Annotated in this window: 12 protein-coding genes; 2 read left to right on the top strand and 10 right to left on the bottom strand. The window is 73.1% G+C overall.

What is annotated here, in order from left to right; genetic code table 11:
* Nucleotides 1-10 precede the first annotated feature (10 nt).
* The 6 genes from LG634_RS26060 to LG634_RS26035 form a co-directional block, all read right to left on the bottom strand.
* Nucleotides 11-7,780: a non-ribosomal peptide synthetase gene (locus LG634_RS26060; RefSeq protein ID WP_264203603.1), complete on the bottom strand. Its 7,770-nt coding sequence runs from the start codon at nucleotides 7,778-7,780 to the stop codon at nucleotides 11-13.
* Nucleotides 7,781-7,827: 47 nt separating this feature from the next.
* Complete coding sequence (locus tag LG634_RS26055) at nucleotides 7,828-9,015, bottom strand: NAD(P)/FAD-dependent oxidoreductase (RefSeq protein ID WP_226736908.1); 1,188 nt, start codon at nucleotides 9,013-9,015, stop codon at nucleotides 7,828-7,830.
* A gap of 250 nt (nucleotides 9,016-9,265) precedes the next feature.
* Nucleotides 9,266-9,499: a phosphopantetheine-binding protein gene (locus LG634_RS26050; protein ID WP_226736907.1), complete on the bottom strand. Its 234-nt coding sequence runs from the start codon at nucleotides 9,497-9,499 to the stop codon at nucleotides 9,266-9,268.
* A gap of 71 nt (nucleotides 9,500-9,570) precedes the next feature.
* A complete protein-coding gene (locus LG634_RS26045; protein WP_226736905.1) occupies nucleotides 9,571-11,154 on the bottom strand; it encodes an amino acid adenylation domain-containing protein in 1,584 nt (527 codons plus the stop codon).
* Between the two features lie 155 nt (nucleotides 11,155-11,309).
* Nucleotides 11,310-12,005 carry an LmbU family transcriptional regulator gene (locus LG634_RS26040; protein WP_226736903.1) on the bottom strand — a complete coding sequence of 232 codons (696 nt, stop codon included), beginning with the start codon at nucleotides 12,003-12,005 and terminating at the stop codon, nucleotides 11,310-11,312.
* A gap of 162 nt (nucleotides 12,006-12,167) precedes the next feature.
* Nucleotides 12,168-12,383: an MbtH family protein gene (locus tag LG634_RS26035; RefSeq protein WP_226736902.1), complete on the bottom strand. Its 216-nt coding sequence runs from the start codon at nucleotides 12,381-12,383 to the stop codon at nucleotides 12,168-12,170.
* A gap of 829 nt (nucleotides 12,384-13,212) precedes the next feature.
* On the opposite strand from LG634_RS26035, the gene LG634_RS26025 reads away from it, so the two are divergent.
* Complete coding sequence (locus LG634_RS26025; RefSeq protein ID WP_226736900.1) at nucleotides 13,213-13,959, top strand: thioesterase II family protein; 747 nt, start codon at nucleotides 13,213-13,215, stop codon at nucleotides 13,957-13,959.
* Nucleotides 13,960-14,033: 74 nt separating this feature from the next.
* Nucleotides 14,034-14,981: an AfsR/SARP family transcriptional regulator gene (locus LG634_RS26020; RefSeq protein WP_226736898.1), complete on the top strand. Its 948-nt coding sequence runs from the start codon at nucleotides 14,034-14,036 to the stop codon at nucleotides 14,979-14,981.
* 117 nt (nucleotides 14,982-15,098) lie between these two features.
* Here LG634_RS26020 and LG634_RS26015 read toward each other — a convergent pair whose 3' ends face one another.
* From LG634_RS26015 to LG634_RS26000, 4 genes are all read right to left on the bottom strand, one after another.
* Nucleotides 15,099-16,319 carry an acetylornithine transaminase gene (locus LG634_RS26015; RefSeq protein WP_226736896.1) on the bottom strand — a complete coding sequence of 407 codons (1,221 nt, stop codon included), beginning with the start codon at nucleotides 16,317-16,319 and terminating at the stop codon, nucleotides 15,099-15,101.
* Nucleotides 16,316-17,311 (bottom strand): acetylglutamate kinase, encoded by a 996-nt coding sequence (gene argB / locus LG634_RS26010; RefSeq protein ID WP_226736893.1) that lies wholly within the window; start codon nucleotides 17,309-17,311, stop codon nucleotides 16,316-16,318. Before argB ends, LG634_RS26015 begins: the two co-directional genes overlap by 4 nt.
* Complete coding sequence (gene argJ / locus LG634_RS26005) at nucleotides 17,308-18,465, bottom strand: bifunctional glutamate N-acetyltransferase/amino-acid acetyltransferase ArgJ (protein ID WP_226736891.1); 1,158 nt, start codon at nucleotides 18,463-18,465, stop codon at nucleotides 17,308-17,310. Before argJ ends, argB begins: the two co-directional genes overlap by 4 nt.
* Nucleotides 18,462-18,840, bottom strand: a 379-nt coding sequence (locus tag LG634_RS26000; protein ID WP_264203602.1) for an Asd/ArgC dimerization domain-containing protein, incomplete at its 5' end; no start/stop codon positions are given. The genes LG634_RS26000 and argJ, both read right to left, overlap by 4 nt.

Raw genomic sequence — 18,840 nt, 5'->3', positions numbered from 1 at the left:
TGACTCCTGACTACACGTTCATCGGGCGCAGCATCGGGCGCAGGCTGGGGCGGTTCGACGTGCCGGTCTCGGCCAGCTTTTCCGCGAGCTGGGCGACGGTCGGGCTGCGGAAGACGGTGGTGACCTTGACGTCGACCTTGAGCTCGTTGCGGATGCGGCCGGTCAGCCGGGTGGCGAGCAGGGAGTGCCCGCCGTTGTCGAAGAAGTCGGCGTCGATGCCGATCTCCGGCAGCCCCAGCAGCTCGGCGAACAGCCGGCAGAGGACTTCCTCGGTCTGGTTGCGCGGGCCCCGTCCGGCCACGGCCTCGGTGGTGAGGTCCGGGACGGGCAGCGCCTTGCGGTCGAGCTTGCCGCTCGGGGTCGAGGGCAGTTCGGCGAGCGGCACGATCGCCGACGGGACCATGTACTCGGGCAGGCTCTCCCGGGCGAGGTCCGTCAGGGCGGCCGGGTCCAGCTGGGCGGGGACCTTGCCGGCGGCGGGCACCACGTAGGCGACGAGGCGCTGGTCGCCGGGGCGGTCCTCGCGGACCAGGGCGACGGTGGACTCGACGTCCGGGTGGGCGGCGATGGCCTGCTCGATGTCGCCGAGCTCGATGCGGAAGCCGCGGAGCTTGACCTGGAAGTCGGACCGGCCGATGTACTCGACCTGGCCTTCGGCGTTCCAGCGGACGACGTCGCCGGTGCGGTACATCCGGCTGCCGGGCTCGCCGAACGGGCAGGCGACGAACCGGGTCGAGGTGAGTCCGGTCTGGCCGAGGTAGCCGCGGGCGAGGCCGGTGCCGGCCAGGTACAGCTCGCCGGAGACGCCGGGGGCGACCGGGCGGAGCGCCGCGTCGAGGACGTACACCTGGGTGTTCCAGACCGGGGCGCCGATCGGCACCCGGTCCGCGCCCGGCACGTGCCGGTACGCGGTGACCTCGACGGAGGCCTCGGTCGGGCCGTACAGGTTGTGCACGCCGAGCTCGGGCAGGAGTTCGGAGACCCGGTTGGCGAGGGCGGGCGGGAAGGCCTCGCCGGCGACCTCGATCCAGCGGAGGCTGCTGCACTCCTTGGCGCCCGGCTCGTTGACGAAGGCCTCCAGCAGGGAGGGCACGAAGTCGGCGCCGGTGACGTTCTCGCGCTGGATCAGGTCGGCGAGGTACGCGGGGTCGCGGCGGCCGTCGGGACGGGCGATGACCACGGCGGCACCGACCTGGAGCGGCGCGAAGATCTCGGGGACCGACACGTCGAAGCTGGCGGTGGTGCTGAGCAGGACGCGGTCCTCGGTGCCGACGGAGAAGTGGGACAGGCCCCACTTCAGCCGGTTCATGATTGCCCCGTGGGCCACCTGGACGCCCTTGGGGCGGCCGGTGGAGCCGGAGGTGAAGATGGCGTACGCGGCGTGGTCCGGGGTCAGCGCGCGCTGCGGGTCCGTCTCCGGGTAGGCGGAGACGTCGGGGAGGCCGGCGTCGAGCACGAGCAGCGGGTTGGCGCTGTCGAGGACGAGGCGGACCCGGTCCTCGGGCAGCTCGGTGTCGATCGGCACGTAGGCCGCGCCGGCCTTGACCACCGCGTAGATCGCGACCATGAGGTCCACGGAGCGCGGGATCTTCACGGCGACCAGCTTCTCGGGGCCGGCTCCCTGCTCGACGAGCCAGTGGGCGAGCCGGTTGGCGCGCTTGTTGAACTCGCCGTAGGTGAGGGTCTCGTCCTCGCCGATGAGCGCGATGCGGTCGGGCTCGCGGGCGGCCTGGGCCTCGAAGGCGCCCGGCAGGGTCTCGGCCTCCAGCGGCTGCTCCGTGGCGTTGATGCCCTTCAGCAGCCAGGTCCGCTCCTCCTCGCCGAGCACCTCCAGGGCGCCGACCGGGGTGTGCGGGTCGATCAGCACCTGGTCGAGCACCCGGACCAGCCGGGCCGCGATCTCCTCGGCCGCGGGGCGGTCGAAGAGGGTGGTCTGGTAGTCGAGGGAGAGCCGCAGGTACGGGTCGGACGAGTTGAGGGTGAGCGGGTAGTGCGAGCCGGCGAACGGCCGGATGGCGTCGATGGTGAAGCCGGCGGCGTCGTTGGCCTCGACGATGCCCTCGCGGTCGATCGGGTAGTTCTCGAAGACGACGATGGTGTCGAACAGCGAGGGGAGCCCGACGCCGCGCTGGATGTCGGCCAGCCCGTAGTAGTGGTGGTCCAGCAGGGAGATCTGCCGGTCCTGGAGGTCGGTGATGACCGCGCCGACGGTGTCGGTGGCGCGGGCCCGCACCCGGGTCGGCAGGGTGTTGATGAACAGGCCGACCATCTCGTCGGAGCCGACGAGGTCCGCGGGGCGGCCGTTGACGGCGGCACCGAACACCACGTCGCTCTGGCCGGTCAGCTTGGTCAGCAGCACCGCCCAGGCGCCCTGGAGCAGCGTGTTGAGGGTGACGCCGAGTTCGGCGGCGCGGCGGGCCAGCTCGCGGCCCTTGTCGATGGAGAGCGGGACCTCGACGCGGCCGAGGGCCTTGGCCTCGCCCTGCGCGGTGAGGCCGGCGGCCATCAGGGTCGGCTGCTCGAACTCGGCGAGCTCGTCCTTCCAGCGGGCGGCCGAGGCGTCCCGGTCCTGCCTGGACAGCCAGCCCAGGTAGTCGCCGTAGCTGCGGACCTGCGGCAGCTCCTCGTCGCCGGCGTACAGGCGCACCAGGTCCTTGATGACCAGCGGCGACGACCAGCCGTCGAAGAGGGTGTGGTGGGCGGTGAGGATGAGCTTCGACTGCTGCGGCCCGCAGGTGATGAGCGCCAGGCGGATCAGCGGCGGCCGGGACGGGTCGAGCTGCTCGGCGCGGTCGTCGGCGAGGGCCTTGTCGACGGCGGCGATCTGCTCGGCCTCGGGCAGGCCGGTGAGGTCGAGGTGCTGCCACGGGATGGGCACGTTCTCGGCGACGACCTGGACGGGGTCGCCCTCCAGACCGGAGACGAACGCGGAGCGCAGGTTCGGGTAGCGCTCGATGAGCGCCTGCCCGGCGGCCCGCATGCGGGCCGGCTCGACGCGGCCGGTCAGGTGCAGCAGGAACTGCATGTGGTAGACGTCGAAGGTGCCGTCGGCGAGCGCGGCCTGGAACTGGATGCCGGACTGGCCGGGGGCCTGCGGCCACACCTCGACGAGGCGGCCGTAGCGCTCCTCCCACTCGTCGATCTCGTCCTGCTTGACGTTGACCAGCGGGGCGTCGGAGGGGGTGAGCCCGCCGATCTGCGGGCGGGCGGCGTACGCGGCCATGCCGTGCAGCACCTCGACCCACAGGTCGGCCAGTTCGGCGGTCCGCTCGCGGCTGAGGACACCGGTCGGGAACATGAACACGGCCTGCAGGCGGGCGCCTTCGGCGGTGTCGGTGACGACCGAGTTGACCTCCAGCGCGGACAGCGCGGGCAGGTCGGGGTCGGGCATCGGGATGAGCTCGGAGGACCAGTCGGAGGGCACCCAGCCCTGGCCGCGCAGGTGCTCGGGGACGTCCGAGTCGGAGATCCGGCCGAGGTAGTTGAAGCCGATCTGCGGGGCCGCGTACTCCTCCAGCTGGACCGAGGTCTCCGGGTTCAGCCAGCGCAGCAGGCCGTAGCCGAGGCCCTTGTCGGGGACGCCGCGCAGCTGCTCCTTGACCCGCTTGACGGCCTTGCCGGCGGCGGCGCCGCCCGCGAGGACGTCGGCGAGGTCCACGCCCTGCACGTCGACCTTGGCCGGGTACATGCTGGTGAACCAGCCCACGGTGCGGGACAGGTCGGCGCCGGGCACGACCTCTTCCTCGCGGCCGTGGCCCTCCAGGCGGACCAGGGTGGAGCGCTCGTCGCCGCGCCAGCGGTTGACCGCGAGGGCGAGGGCGGAGAGCAGCACGTCGGTGCCGGTGCCCTTGAACGCGGCCGGGAGCGTGGTGAGGACGGCCTCGGTGACGTCGGCGGGCAGCTGGACGCGCACGGTGTCGAGGGTGGCCATGACGTCCACGGCCGGGTCGAACGCCCGCTCGCCGAGCGGGAGGTTCGGGGACTCCAGGACGTCGCGCCAGTAGTCGAGCTCGTCCTCGCGCTCCGGGGACAGCGCCTCGGACTCCAGGGCGGCGGCCCAGCGGCGGGCGGAGGTGCCGACCTCGGGCAGCTCCGGGGTGCGGCCGGCGCGGACGTCCTGCCAGGCCTCGGCGAAGTCCGACATCAGGATGCGCCAGGAGACGCCGTCGATCGCGAGGTGGTGCAGGACCACCAGCAGGCGGCTCTCGCCGGACCCGGTGGTGAACCAGACGAACTGGGCGAGGGCGCCGGCCTCGGGGTCGAGGCGGCCGGCCGCGGCGTCGAGTTCGGTCTTCGCCGTCTCGAGGGCAGCCTCGTCGAAGCCGGCGACGGGCACCCGGCGGATCAGCTCCGCGGCCCGCACGGTGCCCTGCGGGTGCACGACGAGGGAGGACTCGGCGCCGCGCACCAGCTGGGCGCGGAGCAGGTCGTGGCGGTCGAGGACGGCGTCGAGGGTGGCGGCCAGGCCGGTCTCGTCGATGCCCTGCGGGAGTTCCAGCACGATCGACATGGCGAAGCGGTCGATGCCGCCGCCGTGCTCGAAGACGTGCTGGGCGACCGGCTGGAGGGCCATCGGGCCGACGCCGCCGCCGTCGAGCTCCTCGAGGGCGGGCACCTGGTCGCGGCGGTCGGCGGCCACCTCGGCCAGCCGGGCCGCGGTGCGGCACTCGAAGATCTCGCGGGTGGTGACGTTTAGACCGCGGCTGCGGGTGCGGGCCACGACCTGGATCGAGCGGAGGCTGTCGCCGCCGACGGCGAAGAAGTCGTCGTCGATGCCGACCCGGTCGACGCCGAGGACGTCCGCGTAGGCCGCCGTGATGATCTTCTCGGCCTCGGTGCGGGGCTCGCGGTAGGCCTCGCCGAGGAACTCGGGCTCGGGCAGCGCGGCGCGGTCCAGCTTGCCGGTCGGGCCGAGCGGCAGCTTGCTGACGGCCACGAAGGCCGACGGGACCATGTAGTCGGGCAGCCGGGCCGCGACGAACTTGCGGAGCTCGGCGGCCGAGGCGCCGGCCTGCACGTCGACGTCGCCGATGCCGCCGGCGCCGTCGTCGCCGACGGCCCCTTCGCCGGTGTGGACGACGTAGGCGATGAGCTTCTTGCCGGAGCCCGCGACCTCGCGGCCGATGACGACGGCCTCGCTGATGCCGGGGTGGGCGGTGCAGGCCGCCTCGACCTCGGCGGTCTCGATGCGGAAGCCGCGGACCTTGACCTGGCCGTCGCCGCGGCCGACGCACTCCAGGCGGCCGTCGGCGTTCCAGCGCGCCAGGTCGCCGGTGCGGTACATGCGCTCGCCGGCGGCGAACGGGCTGGCGACGTAGCGCTCGGCGGTGAGGCCGGGGCGGCCGTGGTAGCCGCGGCCGAGGCAGGTGCCGACGACATACAGCTCGCCGATGACGCCCTGCGGCACCGGGGCGAGGCCCGGGCCGAGCACGTAGGCGCGCATGTTGCCGAGCGGGGTGCCGATGGGCGCGACCTCTGCGTCGGTCCACTCCTGGCCGGCGCCGAGGGAGAAGGTGGTGGCGTAGAAGCTCTCGCTCTGGCCGTACGAGTTGACGATCTGCGCGTCCGGCAGCGCCTCGCGGACCTGGCGGACCAGGCGGGCGGGGAGGACGTCGCCGGCGAAGACGACGGTGCGGACGGCGGGCGCCTTGTCGAGGTGCGCGACCAGCTCGCCGAGGACCGACGGGACGCCGCTGACGACCTGGCCGTCCCAGGCGTCGCGCTCGGCGAGCGCCAGCGCGTTGGGAACGAGCTCGGCGGTGCCGCCGGTGGACAGGGTGGTCAGCAGCTCGAAGACGGAGACGTCGAAGTTGACGGAGGTGCCCGCGAGCATCTTCCAGCCGGGCTCGGCGTCGAGGACGCCGACCAGCTGCTGCACGCCGTTGACGACGTTGCGGTGGCTGATCGCGGCGCCCTTCGGCTTGCCGGTGGAGCCCGAGGTGTACATGACGTACGCGAGGTTGTCCGGGCGGAGCGGGGCGGTGCGGGCGGCGTCGTCCGGGGTGCCGGCGGCGGGCTGCCAGTCGGCGCGCAGGTCGGTGTCGACGACGGTCATGTCGTGCGCCGGGAGCTCGGCGGCCGTGGCGGTGTCGGTGACGACGAACCGCGGGCGGGCCTCGGCCAGCACGGTCTCGGCGCGGCCCGCGAGGTACTGCGGGTCCATCGGCACGTAGCCGGCGCCGGACTTGAGGATGCCCAGCAGGCTCGCGACGAGCTGCTCGGTGCGCGGCAGCGCGAGGACGACGAGGTCCTCGGGGCCGGCGCCGCGGCGGATCAGCTCCCAGGCGACGGCGTCGGCGCGCTCGTCCAGCTCGCGGTAGGTCAGGGTGCGGCCGTCGCAGAGCAGGGCCGGGGCGTCCGGGGTGCGGGCCGCCTGGGCCTCGAACAGCTCGGGGACGGTCAGCTCGGCCGCCTCGGCGGCGCTGTCGTTGAAGGTGTCGAGCAGCAGGGTGCGCTCGGCGTCGTCGAGGACGTCGAGGCCGCCGATCGCGCGGCCGGAGTCGGCGACGAGCTGGTCCAGGACGCGCACGAACCGGGCGGCCAGGGTCTCGACGGTGCCCTGGTCGAACAGGTCGGTGGCGTACTCCAGGCGGACGCCGGCGCCGCCGGTGGCGTCCGGGATCATGTTGAAGAACAGGTCGAACTTGGCGGTGCCGGTCTCCAGCGTCTCGGACTCGACGCCCAGGCCCGCGAACTCCAGGTGCCCCAGCGGCTCCTGCCAGGCCAGCATCACCTGGAAGAACGGGTGGTAGGCGATGGACCGGTCCGGGTTGAGCAGCTCGACGAGCCGCTCGAACGGCATGTCCTGGTTGTCGTACGCGGCCAGTGCGCGGTCCCGGACCCGGTCCAGCAGCTGCAGGAAGGTCGGGTTGCCGGACAGGTCGACGCGCAGCACCCAGGTGTTGACGAAGAAGCCGACGAGGTCGCGCAGTTCCTCGTCGGTGCGGCCCGCGATCGGCGCGCCGAGCGGCACGTCGTCGCCGCAGCCGAGGTGGTGCAGCAGCACCGCCAGCGCCGACTGCATGACCATGGAGACGGTGATGTCCCGCTCGGCGGCCAGCTTCTCGACCGCGGCCAGCAGCTCCGGCTCGATCGGGAACTTGACCAGGCCGCCGTCGGGGCTGGTGCGCTGCGGGCGCGGCCGGTCCGTGGGCAGCGCCAGCGGCTGCGCCATGTCGGCCAGGGCCTCGCGCCAGTACGCCAGCTGGCGGGCGGCGAGGCTGTCCGGGTCGGACTCGTCGCCGAGCACGTCCTGCTGCCACAGGGTGTAGTCGGCGTACTGGACCGGCAGCGGCTCCCACACGGGGGCGTTGCCGGCGAGGCGCGCGGTGTACGCCTCGGTGAGGTCGCGCAGCAGCGGGCCCAGGGACTCGCCGTCGAGCGCGATGTGGTGGACCACGAGCACGAGGGTGTGGTCGAGGTCGCCGGAGCGCAGCAGCGTGGCGCGGATCGGCGCGTCGTTGGCCAGGTCGAAGGTGTCCTTGGCGGCCCGGTCGACGGCCGCGGCCCGGTCCTCGGGGGTGACCTCGTGCAGCGGCAGCGTGATCGGGTGCTCGCCCGGCTCCCGCACCACCTGGTGCGGGACGCCGGTCTCGTCCTCGACGATCACCGTGCGGAGCACCTCGTGCCGCTCGGTGACGTCGCGGAGCGCCGCTTCCAGCGCCCCCGTGTTCAGCTCACCGGTCAGCCGCAGGGAAAAAGCGCCGTTGTAGGTCGGCGAAGGGCCTTCGAACCGGTCCACGAACCACAGCCGGCGCTGCGCGAACGACAACGGGATCATTTTCTCTCCAAAATCGGCAAAACCAGTGAGCGGCAGGGGGGTCGGACTCAGCTCTGGTCGAGCAGGGTCAGGAGTTCGTCGTTGTAGAAGTCGTCGATGGAGCAGGCGCCCGACAGCGTCGAGAAGTAGCGGTCGATGTGCTCCTGGTGGCCGACCAGCTTCTTGAGCATGTCGACGCGGCCCTCGGGCTTGAGCTCGGCCACGTTGAGGGCGCCCTGGTAGTGGTGCAGCGCCTCGTTGCCCAGCTCGTTCTCGTAGCGGCGCAGGGCCGACTTGAGCTTGTCGTCGTCGTGCAGGTCCTGGCCGATGTACTCGGTGAGGTTCTGCGCCTGGACGAAGGCCTCCGTGATGCCGCGGGCGGTGATGGAGTCCTTGTGGTTGACCGCGTCGCCGACGAGCGCCCAGCCGGGGCCGTAGGCCTTGCGGAAGTAGTTGTCCTGGTGGCCGGTGCCGTAGAGCTGCTCGACGCGCTCGCCTTCCTGCATGCGCTCCCACAGCTCGGGCGCGGTGGTGCGGAACGCGTCGAGGTAGGCGGGCTCGACGGCCTTGCGGACGGCGCCGAAGTCGGCCTGCGGGAAGTAGGCCATGAGCAGGGTGAGGTCGTTGTTGGTCGGCAGCACGCCGATCCAGCGGCCCGGCCGCTCGTACAGCTCGAAGTCCGACGGGACGCCGGACCAGTAGCTGTAGTACGTGCAGGTCTGGCGGGCGTGCTCGATGGTGTACTCGGCGCCGGCCTTGCGGGCGACCAGCGAGCGCATGCCGTCGGCGCCGACGACCAGGCGGGCGCGCTCGGTCGCCTCGCCGCCGCCGGGGGTCGTGTAGCGGACGCCGACCACGCGGTCGTCCTCCCACAGCAGGTCGTTGACGGCGCAGCCCTGCTGGAAGTCCACGCCGGCCTCGACCGCGCCCTCGGCGAGCAGCGGGTCCAGGACGTAGCGCCGCGGGGCGTACGTCTCGGTGAGGCCGTCCATCGGCAGCGAGAAGCCCTCGATGCGGACGCCGGGACCCTCGTAGACCTGCTTGGTGATGGGCTTGCAGCCGGCGTTGCGGATCTTGTCCAGCAGACCCCAGCGGTTGAGCAGCGACACGCCCTGCATGTGCAGGTAGTGCGAGGACAGGGTGTCCTGCGGGAAGCGCGCCTTCTCCAGGAGGAGGACGCGGTATCCCTGCCGCGCGAAGAGCATGGCCGTCGGCGAACCCGCACAACGGGCACCGATGACAATCACGTCGTACATGGCGCCTACGCCTTTCTTGACAGTTGATGTTTTTGCCTCAGCGCAGCCGCAACCGGATGAGCCAGGGGTATTTCGGGGAGGGCCTGCGACGCGGAATCACATTCCGCGAACCGGCATGAATTCGATGCTAGCGACCCGCAATTGCGGGATGAACAGGACCGGCGACAGCGGAAACCCTCCGCCGCGCCGTGTCCCGCCGGCGAGACACGGCGACGCGTCCGCCGGCGGGGACGGCCGGGGCCGGACCGGGTCAGGCGGCCCGGACGGCCTGGGAGTCGATGTACGCCGAGATCGACGCCACCGTGGAGTTGAGGAACATCTGGTCCATCGGGACCTCGACGCCCAGCTCGTCCAGGAAGGCCCCCTGGATCTTGACCATGATCAGGGACTGGCCGCCCAGGGCGAAGAAGTCGTCGTCGACGGAAATGTCCTCGGCCTGGAGTTCCCGGCACCAAATGGCGCGCACGCTCTCGACAGTCGTCATCACAGCTCTCTCGTTTGTCCGGTGAATTCGCCGGGTTTTGGGGATGCGCCGGTTTCCGGAATGCGCCCGGGTCAGGCGGCGAGGCCGCCGGCGGCGTTCTGCTTCCGGTGGGCGTCGACCAGCGCGACGCGGTCGACCTTCCCGTGCGGGCTCAGCGGGAGCCGCGGCACGTTCACGAAGTGGGCGGGCACCATGTTCCGCGGCAGGGTCTCCAGGAGGCCGCTGCGCAGGGCGTCCGCGGCCAGGTCGGCCCCGGCCGGGACGGTGAACGCGATCAGCTCGGCCTCGCCGGCCTCGGTGTACGCGATGGCCACGGCGGCCTCGCGGACTCCGTCGAGGCGGGCCAGCGCGCGCTCGATGTCGGTGGGGTCGATGCGCATGCCGCGCACCTTCACCTGGGCGTCGATGCGGCCGAGGACGACCAGCTCGCCGGCCTCGTTGACGTGGCCGCGGTCGCCGGTGCGGTAGACGCGCAGCGGCTGCCCGTCGACCTCGATGGTCGTGAACTTGGCGTTCTCGGGGCCGTTGTTGAGGTAGCCCTTGCCGACGCTGGCGCCCGCGATGCAGATCTCGCCCTGCTCGCCGGCCGCGACGTGGCGCAGCTCCTCGTCGAGGAGGTGGATGTCGGTGTTGTACGCCGGGGTGCCGACCGGCGGCACCGGGTGCTCGCCGGTGCGGTAGGCGCCGAGGTCGTACGAGGTGGCGACGTCGGTGCACTCGGCGACGCCGTACTGGTGCAGCAGGGTGCAGGTGTTGCCCTCGCGGGCCTGCCACTCGAGGAGCCGCTCGACCTTGAGGGCCTCGCCGCCGAAGAGGACGTAGTCGAGGCGGGTGAGCGCGTCGCCGCGGCGGGCGTTCTCCCAGTCGATCAGCAGGTAGAGGGTGCTGGAGGCGCAGTGCACCACGCGGATGCCGCGCTCGGTCAGCATCCGGTAGGCCATCATCGCGTCGAAGTTGCGGCTGGCCATCAGGTTCTGGGTGGCGCCGCAGAACAGCGGCGTCATCAGGCTGCGCTGCGAGAGGTCGAAGCCGAACGCGCTGACCACGAGGTGGTTCGAGCCGCTGTGCAGGCCGTATTCGAGGGTCAGCCAGTTCATGAGGTTGAACCAGCCCTCGTGGCGCACGGCGGTGAGCTTCGGCGTGCCGGTCGAGCCGGACGTGAAGACCGCGTAGCAGATGTCGTCGCCGGTGACGGTGACGTCGGGGGCGGTCGCCGGCAGGTTCTCCAGCTGCCCGGCCATCTCCTGGAGGTCGACGATCTCGGCGTCCGCCGTCTCGACCATGCCGGCGGTGGCCGGGGAGGCCACGATCAGGGCGAGGTCGGGCACCTGGCCCAGCAGCAGCTGGAGGCGGGCCGACGGGTACGCCGGGTCGAACGGCACGTACGCCGCGCCGGCCTTCAGCGTGCCGAGGATCGCGACGAGCATGTCGGTCGAGTAGTCGAGGCAGACGCCGACCTTCGCGCCCCGGCCGATTCCGCGGGCGAAGAGGAACTGGGCGAAACGGTTCGCCTTCGCGTTCAGCTCCGCGTACGTCACCTCCTGGCCGGCCCAGAAGACGGCGACGGCGTCGGGGGTGGCCGCGGCGTGCGCCTCGAACCGCTGGTGGACGACGGGTGCCGCGGGCAGGTCGACCCGCTTTCCCTGAAGGATCATCAACTGACTCCGATGTAAGAGGTGTCCGGTCGGACGGGCCGCCGGCGGGCACCGGGCATGCCGGTGCCGGCCGGGGCGTACGGGCGGTGCGCGCCGGAGGGGCCCGGGCCCGGGACCGTGCCGCGGGGCTGCCGGGCCTGCAGAGGCTGCCGGGGCTAGCTCACGGCCTGGGCGGCGGGCTGCCGGTCGGCGGCCGGACGGTCGGCGGGCTGCTCGGCGGACTGCCGGTCGGCGGTCTCGAGGACCTGGGCCACCCATGCGTCGACGGACAGGCCGTGCGCGGCAGCCGCCTTCGAGAGGTGCTCCAGCTGGCCGGCGGACAGCTCGATCGTGAGCTTGGTGACCTTCTGGCGGCGCTTCTCGGCGGCCGCCGAGCCGGCCATGCCGGTCACGCCCGGCTCTTCGCCGCCGGCGGGCGGTTCGGCCGTGTCGCTCTGGACCGCCAGGCTGGCACGGACCGACCTGCGGAGTTCGTTGCGCGACCACTTCTGCTGCTCGGCCTTGCGCAGCCAGTAGTCCTGCTCGGGGGGCGAGAGGCGGGCCACCTCGGCGTGGTGGGCGAAGCTGAGGGCGTCCCGCCTGCGGTGGTGCTCGAACCGGCGGGCCACCCACGCGTAGTTGCGCAGGGTCTGGTAGTCGAGGCCGGTGCGCTCGATGGCCTCCTTGTAGCGGCGCCACCCGTAGGTGGTCTCCCCGTACTTCACCCAGTCGGCGATCCACCACGCCGAGGAGTTGACGAGCTCGCGCAGGTTGCAGCCGATCTGCTCCCAGGACCGCTCGGGCAGGTTGTCGGGGAGGATCATCCCCGACTTCTGCACGGTGGCCTGCGCGCCCACGAATGACTGGACCATGTCGTGTTGCGCGGGCCCGCCGGTGCCCGACGGCCGCGCCCTGTGCCTGCTCGCGGTCCTGACAGCGCCGCTCACAATCTTCATCCCCCAACTCAGAGTGTCTGCCCGGCCGCGCACCGGTCGTGACGACCGGGCGCCCGGGCGGCGGTCACTGTCGTACGGTCACTGCGCGGCCATGGCCTCGCGCAGGGTCTTGGGACGCAGGTCCGTCCAGTTGGCCTCGACGTACTCCAGGCACTCGGCCCGGGCCGCCTCGCCGAAGACGACGCGCCAGCCGGCGGGGACCTCGACGAAGACCGGCCACAGCGAGTGCTGGTCCTCGTCGTTGACCACCACGTAGAAGCGGCCGTCCTGGTCGTCGAAGGGGTTCGTGCTCACGGGCACCGTCCTTAGCTACGGGGTGACTCGGGATGGGAATGACGCCGGGCAGGCACCGCGGTGCGGCGGGGACGGTCGGCCGGGGCCGTCCGGTGGCGGGACGCGCTCCCGTGCGCCCCCTTCCGGACCTGCACCCCGCCGGGTCCCTCCGTACCCCCGGGTCCTGGGTGATCGGCTGCCCCGCGTCCTTGGGATGCGGACGAACGGCAGCCGACCGGCCCGTCCGCGGCCGCTCCGGATGTGAGCGTCCGCGGGGGACCCTGGCCTTCTGGGCCGGGCCTGGCGTCGTACGGGCTTGGCTGACCGCTGTGCTGGTGGCCGACCCGCCGCCCACTGTAGGCAGGCCCCTTTTGAGACACGGTCAAGATCCACTCGAACCGGCGGACGACGGGCGGAATCCGGCATGCGGCGCGGCCGCCGGCCCGGCCGCCCGACCAGCGGTGTCCATCGGGAATGCGGCCGTCGCACACCCGCCGTCCATCGGGAATGCGGCGGCCGGACGGCCGGGCTCCAGCTGCGCTCCGGGGTGCCTCGGGGCGGCCGCGGGCGGGGTCCGGGCACCTGGCGGTGGAGGACCGCTCGAAGGGCGCTCGGGCCGCGGTCCGGTCCCGGACGCAAGGTTTCGGCCATGCCCGCGGGCCCGCCCGCGCCCTGCTCCCGGCGGTGCGCGGCCCCGCCGGGCGGCCCGGGGCCGGACCCGGCCGGCGGCCCGCACGAGCGCCGCTCGAGAACCGCCACAGGCGCGGTGGAGCCGGCCTGGGGGACGGTCCCGGGCGGCCGCGGCCCGTTCTATGGTCCGGGGATGCGCGACCCGATCCGAGGGAGAGAGATGGACAGCACCCGGCCCGCCCTGCGCCTGTTCGTCCTGCACCACGCGGGCGGCTCCCACCTGCCGTACCGCGGCTGGCCGCAGGAACTGCCGGCCGCGTGGGACGTACGGCTGCTGGACGCCCCGGGCCACGGCCTCCTCCTCGACCAGCCGCAGATCCCCGAAGCGGGCCGCCTCGCCGACCACCTGCTGCGCACCATCGAGCCCGATCTGACCTGCCCGTACGCGTTCTTCGGGCACAGCATGGGAGCACTGGTCGCCTACGAGATCACCCGTCGCATCGTGGACCGGGGCCTGCCGCTGCCGGTGTGGCTCGGGGTCTCCGCCCGCACCCCGCCGCAGCCGGCGGGGCCGGCCAGCCCGTACCACTCGCTGCCCGAGGCGCAGCTGCGCACGCGGCTGAAGCTGCTCGGCGGCACGCCCGACGAGGTCTTCGACGACCCCGACCTGTGGGCGGTGTTCGAGCCGGTGATCCGGGCGGACCTCGGCCTGGTGGAGAACTGGCGCCCGGATCCGGACGCCGGCCCGCTGCCGGTGCCGCTGTCCGCGTTCGCGGGCGCCGGGGACCACGCGGCCACGCCGGCCCGGCTGGCGGGCTGGGCGGAGCAGACCGAGCACTTCCTGGGCCTGCGGGTCTTCGCCGGCGGCCACTTCTACTTCGTGGAGGACACCCCGCCGGTGCTGCGGCAGATCGAGCAGGACGTCGCCGCCGCCCTCGACGCGCTCGCCGCGACGCGGTCCTCCTGACCCTGCGGCGCGCCGCCCGGCCGCCCCGATTCCCGCAACCGACCGACGGCAGAGCCAGCCTGTGAGGGGATGAGATGCAGTTCCGCATTCTCGGTCTCGTGGAGGTCCAGGACGAACGGACGGGTCTGCGGATCCTGCCCACCGGGGCGAAGCAGCGGGCGCTGCTGGGCGCGCTGGTGGTGAAGGCCGGGCAGCACGTGTCCGTGCCCCGGCTCATCGACGAGCTGTGGGGCGAGCACCCGCCGGCGAACGCGGACAACGCGCTCCAGGTGCACGTGGCCCGGCTGCGCCGGCTGCTGGCGGGCGCGGAGCCCGCCGGGGAGGGTCCGGAGCCGGCGAAGCCGCACCCGTGGATCACGACGACCTCGCACGGCTACAGCCTGCGGCCGGCGACCGTGGAGACGGACGCGGCGCGCTTCCAGGCGCTGGCCGAGGAGGCCCGGCGGGTCCTGCCGCGCGACCCGGAGCACGCGGGCGAACTGCTGCGCCGGGGGCTGTCGCTGTGGCGCGGCGCGGCGCTGGAGGGCAGCGTGCTCGGGGACATCTGCGGCGGCCGGGCGGCCCAGCTGGAGGAACTCCGGCTGACGGCCCTGGAGATGCTGTACGACGCGTACCTGCGCACCGGGCGGCACGGCGAGATCATCGGCGAGCTGGTGGAGCTGACCTGCGACCACCCGGTGCGGGAGCGGTTCTACGACCTGCTGATGGTCGCGTTCTACCGCTCGGGCCGGCAGGCGGAGGCCCTCGGCGTCTACGAGCGGGCCCGCACCCGCATGGTCCGGGACCTGGGCGTGGAACCGGGTCCGGCCCTCCGCGGCCTGATGGAGGCCGTCCTCCACCACGACCCCTCGCTGACCCCCCGTCCGCTGCCCGTGTCCCCGCTGCCCCTCGCGGACGAGATGGCCCGCCTGCACCGCCGCATCGAGGTCCTCCAGCAGGAGCAGAGCCGTCTCCTGGCCCGCTTCGAGCAGCTCACGGCCGCCGGCGAGGGCCGGGTGGCGGCCGGCTCCTCCGCCGTCTGACCCGCATCCCGTCCGCCGGGTCCGGAGACGGACGGAACGGGGCGGGACGGGGCGGGACGATGCACACCGCCGCCGGGATCCTCGGGGATCCCGGCGGCGGTGTCGTGCGTGCGGGGGTCAGGCCGCGACGAGCTGGGCGGTGTGGACCTCTTCCAGGGCGGCCGCGAAGCGGGTGAGGAAGGCGCTCACCTCGCGGTCGGAGACGGTCAGCGGCGGGGCGAGGCGGATGGTGTCGGCCGTGACCGCGTTGACCAGCAGGCCGTGGTTCTGGGCGGCCTGCTGGACCTCGGCGGCGAACGGGGCGGCGAGGGCGATGCCCAGCAGCAGGCCGGTGCCGCGGACCTCGCGGACCAGCGGGTGGTCGAGGCCCGTGACGCCGCGGCGCAGCCGCTCCCCGGTCCAGGTGACGTGGTCGAGGAGGCCGGCCTGCTCGATGGTGTCGAGGACGGCGAGGGCGGCCGCGCAGACCACCGGGTTGCCGCTGAACGTGGAGCCGTGGCTGCCGGGCGTGAGCAGGTCGGCGGCCGGGCCGAACACCAGGGTGGCGCCGATCGGCAGGCCGCCGCCGAGGCCCTTGGCGAGGGTGATCACGTCGGCGTCGACGCCCTCGGCCTGGCCGGCGAACCAGTGGCCGGTGCGGCCGATGCCCGTCTGGATCTCGTCGAGGACGAGCAGGGTGCCGGTGGCCGCGGTGATCTCGCGGGCGGCCCGCAGGTAGCCGGGCGGCGGCACGATCACGCCGTTCTCGCCCTGTACGGGTTCCAGCACGAGCAGCGCGGTGTCCTCGGTGACGGCGGCGCGCAGCGCGTCGGTGTCCCCGTACGGGACGTGGGTGACGCCGGCCGGCAGCGGGTGGAAGGGGCGCTGCTTGGCGGGCTGGCCGGTGAGGGCGAGGGCGCCCATGGTGCGGCCGTGGAAGCCGCCGACGGCGGAGACCGTGTGGGGGCGGCCGGTGAGCCGGCCGATCTTGAAGGCGGCTTCGTTGGCCTCGGCGCCGGAGTTGGAGAAGTAGACGCGGCCGGGGCGGCCGGTGAGCTGCACCAGGCGTTCGGCGAGGTGCACGGTCGGCTCGGCCATGAAGAGGTTGGAGACGTGGCCGAGGGAGGCGACCTGCCCGGAGACGGCCCGGACGACGGCGGGGTGCGCGTGGCCGAGGGAGTTGACGGCGATGCCGCCGAGGAAGTCGAGGTATTCGTTGCCCTCGGCGTCCCAGACGCGGGTGCCTTCGCCGCGGACCAGCGGCAGCCGGGGGGTGCCGAAGTTGTCCGCCATGACGCCCTGCCAGCGGCGGGTCAGCGCCGTGTTGCCGGCTGCCGTGACGTCCGTGCCCTCGCTCATGCCGTGACTCCTTCAAAGCTCGGCTCGTCGTCCGGCACGACCACCGTGCCGGCGCCTTCGTCGGTGAAGATCTGGAGGAGGATGGAGTGCCTGATCCGGCCGTCGATGACGCGGGCGCTGCGCACCCCGTTGGTGACGGCGTGCAGGCAGCCTTCCATCTTGGGGATCATCCCGGAGGCCAGCCCGGGGAGCAGCGCGGCCAGTTCGCCGGCGGTGAGCCGGGGGATCACTTCGTCGCTGTGCGGCCAGTTCGCGTACAGGCCTTCGACGTCGGTGAGGATCAGCAGCGCTTCGGCGCCGAGGGCGGCGGCGAGGGCCGCGGCGGCGGTGTCGGCGTTGACGTTGAGCACGCCGCCGCCGGCGGCGTCCTTGTCGTCCTCGGGCCGGGCGATGGAGGAGATGACGGGGATCCGGCCGTCGTCGATGAGGGCCTGGACGACCCCCGCGTCGACGTCGGAGACCTCGCCGACGCGGCCGATGTCGACGGGCTCGCCGTCGATCTCGGCGTAGTGCTTGACGGCGGTCATGAGGCGGGCGTCCTCGCCGGTCATGCCGACGGCGTGCGGGCCGTGCTGGTTGAGCAGTCCGACGAGTTCGCGCTGGACCTGTCCGGCGAGCACCATCCGTACGACGTCCATGGTCTCGTCGCAGGTGACCCGCAGGCCGCCCTTGAAGCGGGACTCCAGGCCCAGGCGGCGCAGCTGGGCGCTGATCTGCGGGCCGCCGCCGTGCACCACCACCGGGTTGAGGCCGGCGTGCCGCAGGAAGAGGACGTCCTGGGCGAAGGCGGCCTTCAGGTCGTCGTCGACCATGGCGTTGCCGCCGAACTTGATGACGACGGTCTTGCCCTGGTTGCGGGCGATCCAGGGGAGCGCCTCGATGAGGGCGTGCGCCTTGGGGAGCGCGGCGAGGCGGCCGGACGGGCCGAGGCGGGTGCCGGTGGGGCCGGCAGGGACGGGATCGGCTTGTTGAGCAGTCGGAGAAGCGCTCATGAGGCGTACTCGCTGTTCTCGTGGACGTATTCGGCGGTCAGGTCGTTGGCCCAGATGACGGCGGACTCGGTGCCGGCGGCGAGGTCGGCGGTGATGCGGACCTCGCGGCCGGCCATGCCGACCAGCTCGCGGGGTTCACCGACGGAGCCGTCCTTGCAGACCCAGACGCCGTTGATGGCGACGTTGAGGCGGTCGGCCTCGAACGCGGCCTTGGTGGTGCCGATGGCGGACAGGACGCGGCCCCAGTTGGGGTCCTCGCCGTGGATGGCGCACTTGAGCAGGTTGTTGCGGGCGATCGAGCGGCCGACCTCGACGGCGTCCTCCTCGGTGGCGGCGCCGATCACCTCGATGCGGATGTCCTTGCTGGAGCCCTCGGCGTCGCCGATGAGCTGCCGGGCGAGGTCGTCGCAGACGGCCCGTACGGCGTCGGCGAACTCCTCGTACTGCGGGGTGACCCGGGCGGCGCCGGAGGCGAGCAGCAGCACGGTGTCGTTGGTCGACATGCAGCCGTCGGAGTCGACGCGGTCGAAGGTCTTGCGGGTCGCGGCGCGCAGGGCCCGGTCGAGGTCCACGATGTCGACGTCGGCGTCCGTGGTGAGGACCACGAGCATGGTGGCGAGGCCGGGAGCGAGCATGCCGGCGCCCTTGGCCATGCCGCCGACGGTCCAGCCCGCGCGGGTGGTGACCGCCGTCTTGTGGACGCTGTCGGTGGTCTTGATGGCGATGGCGGCCGCCTCGCCGCCGTCGTCGGACAGCGCCGCGGCGGCCTGCTCGATGCCGGGCAGCAGCCGGTCCATCGGCAGCGGTACGCCGATCAGGCCGGTGGAGGCCACCGCGATCCGGTCGGCCGTGTGCCCGTCGCCGAGGACGGCGGCCGCCTTCTCGGCGGTGGCCGTCGTGTCCTGGAAGCCCTGGGGGCCGGTGCAGGCGTTGGCGCCGCCGGAGTTGAGGACGACCGCGCCGACGGTGCCGCCGGCCAGGACCTCCCGGGACCACCGGACGGGCGCGGCCTGCACCCGGTTGGAGGTGAAGACCCCCGCCGCGGCCCGGCTGGGCCCGTGGTTGACCACGAGGGCCAGGTCCGGGTTGCCGTTCGCCTTGATGCCCGCGGCGATGCCCGCGGCGGTGAATCCCTGTGCGGCCGTGACACTCACGGTGCGACTCCGATCGTGGAAAGGCCGAGGGTCTCGTCGAGACCGAGGGCGATGTTCATGCTCTGCACCGCGCCGCCGGCGGTGCCCTTGGTGAGGTTGTCGATCGCGCTGATGGCGATGATCCGTCCGGCGGCGGCGTCGTACGCGACCTGCACCTGCACCGCGTTGGAGCCGTACACGGCCGCCGTGGCGGGCCACTGGCCCTCGGGCAGCAGGTGGACGAACGGCTCGTCGGCGTACGCCTTCTCGTACGCGGCGCGCACGCTCTCCGCCGTGGTGCCGGGGACGGCCTTCGCGGAACAGGTGGCGAGGATCCCGCGGGGCATCGGTGCCAGCGTGGGGGTGAAGGAGACCGAGACCCGGCCGCCGGCGGCC

The organism is Streptomyces bambusae, from assembly GCF_020532645.1.
GTDB lineage: Bacteria > Actinomycetota > Actinomycetes > Streptomycetales > Streptomycetaceae > Streptomyces > Streptomyces bambusae.
This window is presented reverse-complemented; position numbering and strand designations above follow the sequence as displayed.

What these genes read in the sequence shown, in the direction of transcription:
- LG634_RS26060 (WP_264203603.1), bottom strand. Translation starts at nt 7,780, where the DNA reads ATGATCCCGTTGTCGTTCGCGCAGCGCCGGCTGTGGTTCGTGGACCGG.
- LG634_RS26055 (WP_226736908.1), bottom strand. Translation starts at nt 9,015, where the DNA reads ATGTACGACGTGATTGTCATCGGTGCCCGTTGTGCGGGTTCGCCGACG.
- LG634_RS26050 (WP_226736907.1), bottom strand. Translation starts at nt 9,499, where the DNA reads ATGACGACTGTCGAGAGCGTGCGCGCCATTTGGTGCCGGGAACTCCAG.
- LG634_RS26045 (WP_226736905.1), bottom strand. Translation starts at nt 11,154, where the DNA reads ATGATCCTTCAGGGAAAGCGGGTCGACCTGCCCGCGGCACCCGTCGTC.
- LG634_RS26040 (WP_226736903.1), bottom strand. Translation starts at nt 12,005, where the DNA reads ATGGTCCAGTCATTCGTGGGCGCGCAGGCCACCGTGCAGAAGTCGGGG.
- LG634_RS26025 (WP_226736900.1), top strand. Translation starts at nt 13,213, where the DNA reads ATGGACAGCACCCGGCCCGCCCTGCGCCTGTTCGTCCTGCACCACGCG.
- LG634_RS26020 (WP_226736898.1), top strand. Translation starts at nt 14,034, where the DNA reads ATGCAGTTCCGCATTCTCGGTCTCGTGGAGGTCCAGGACGAACGGACG.
- LG634_RS26015 (WP_226736896.1), bottom strand. Translation starts at nt 16,319, where the DNA reads ATGAGCGAGGGCACGGACGTCACGGCAGCCGGCAACACGGCGCTGACC.
- argB (WP_226736893.1), bottom strand. Translation starts at nt 17,311, where the DNA reads ATGAGCGCTTCTCCGACTGCTCAACAAGCCGATCCCGTCCCTGCCGGC.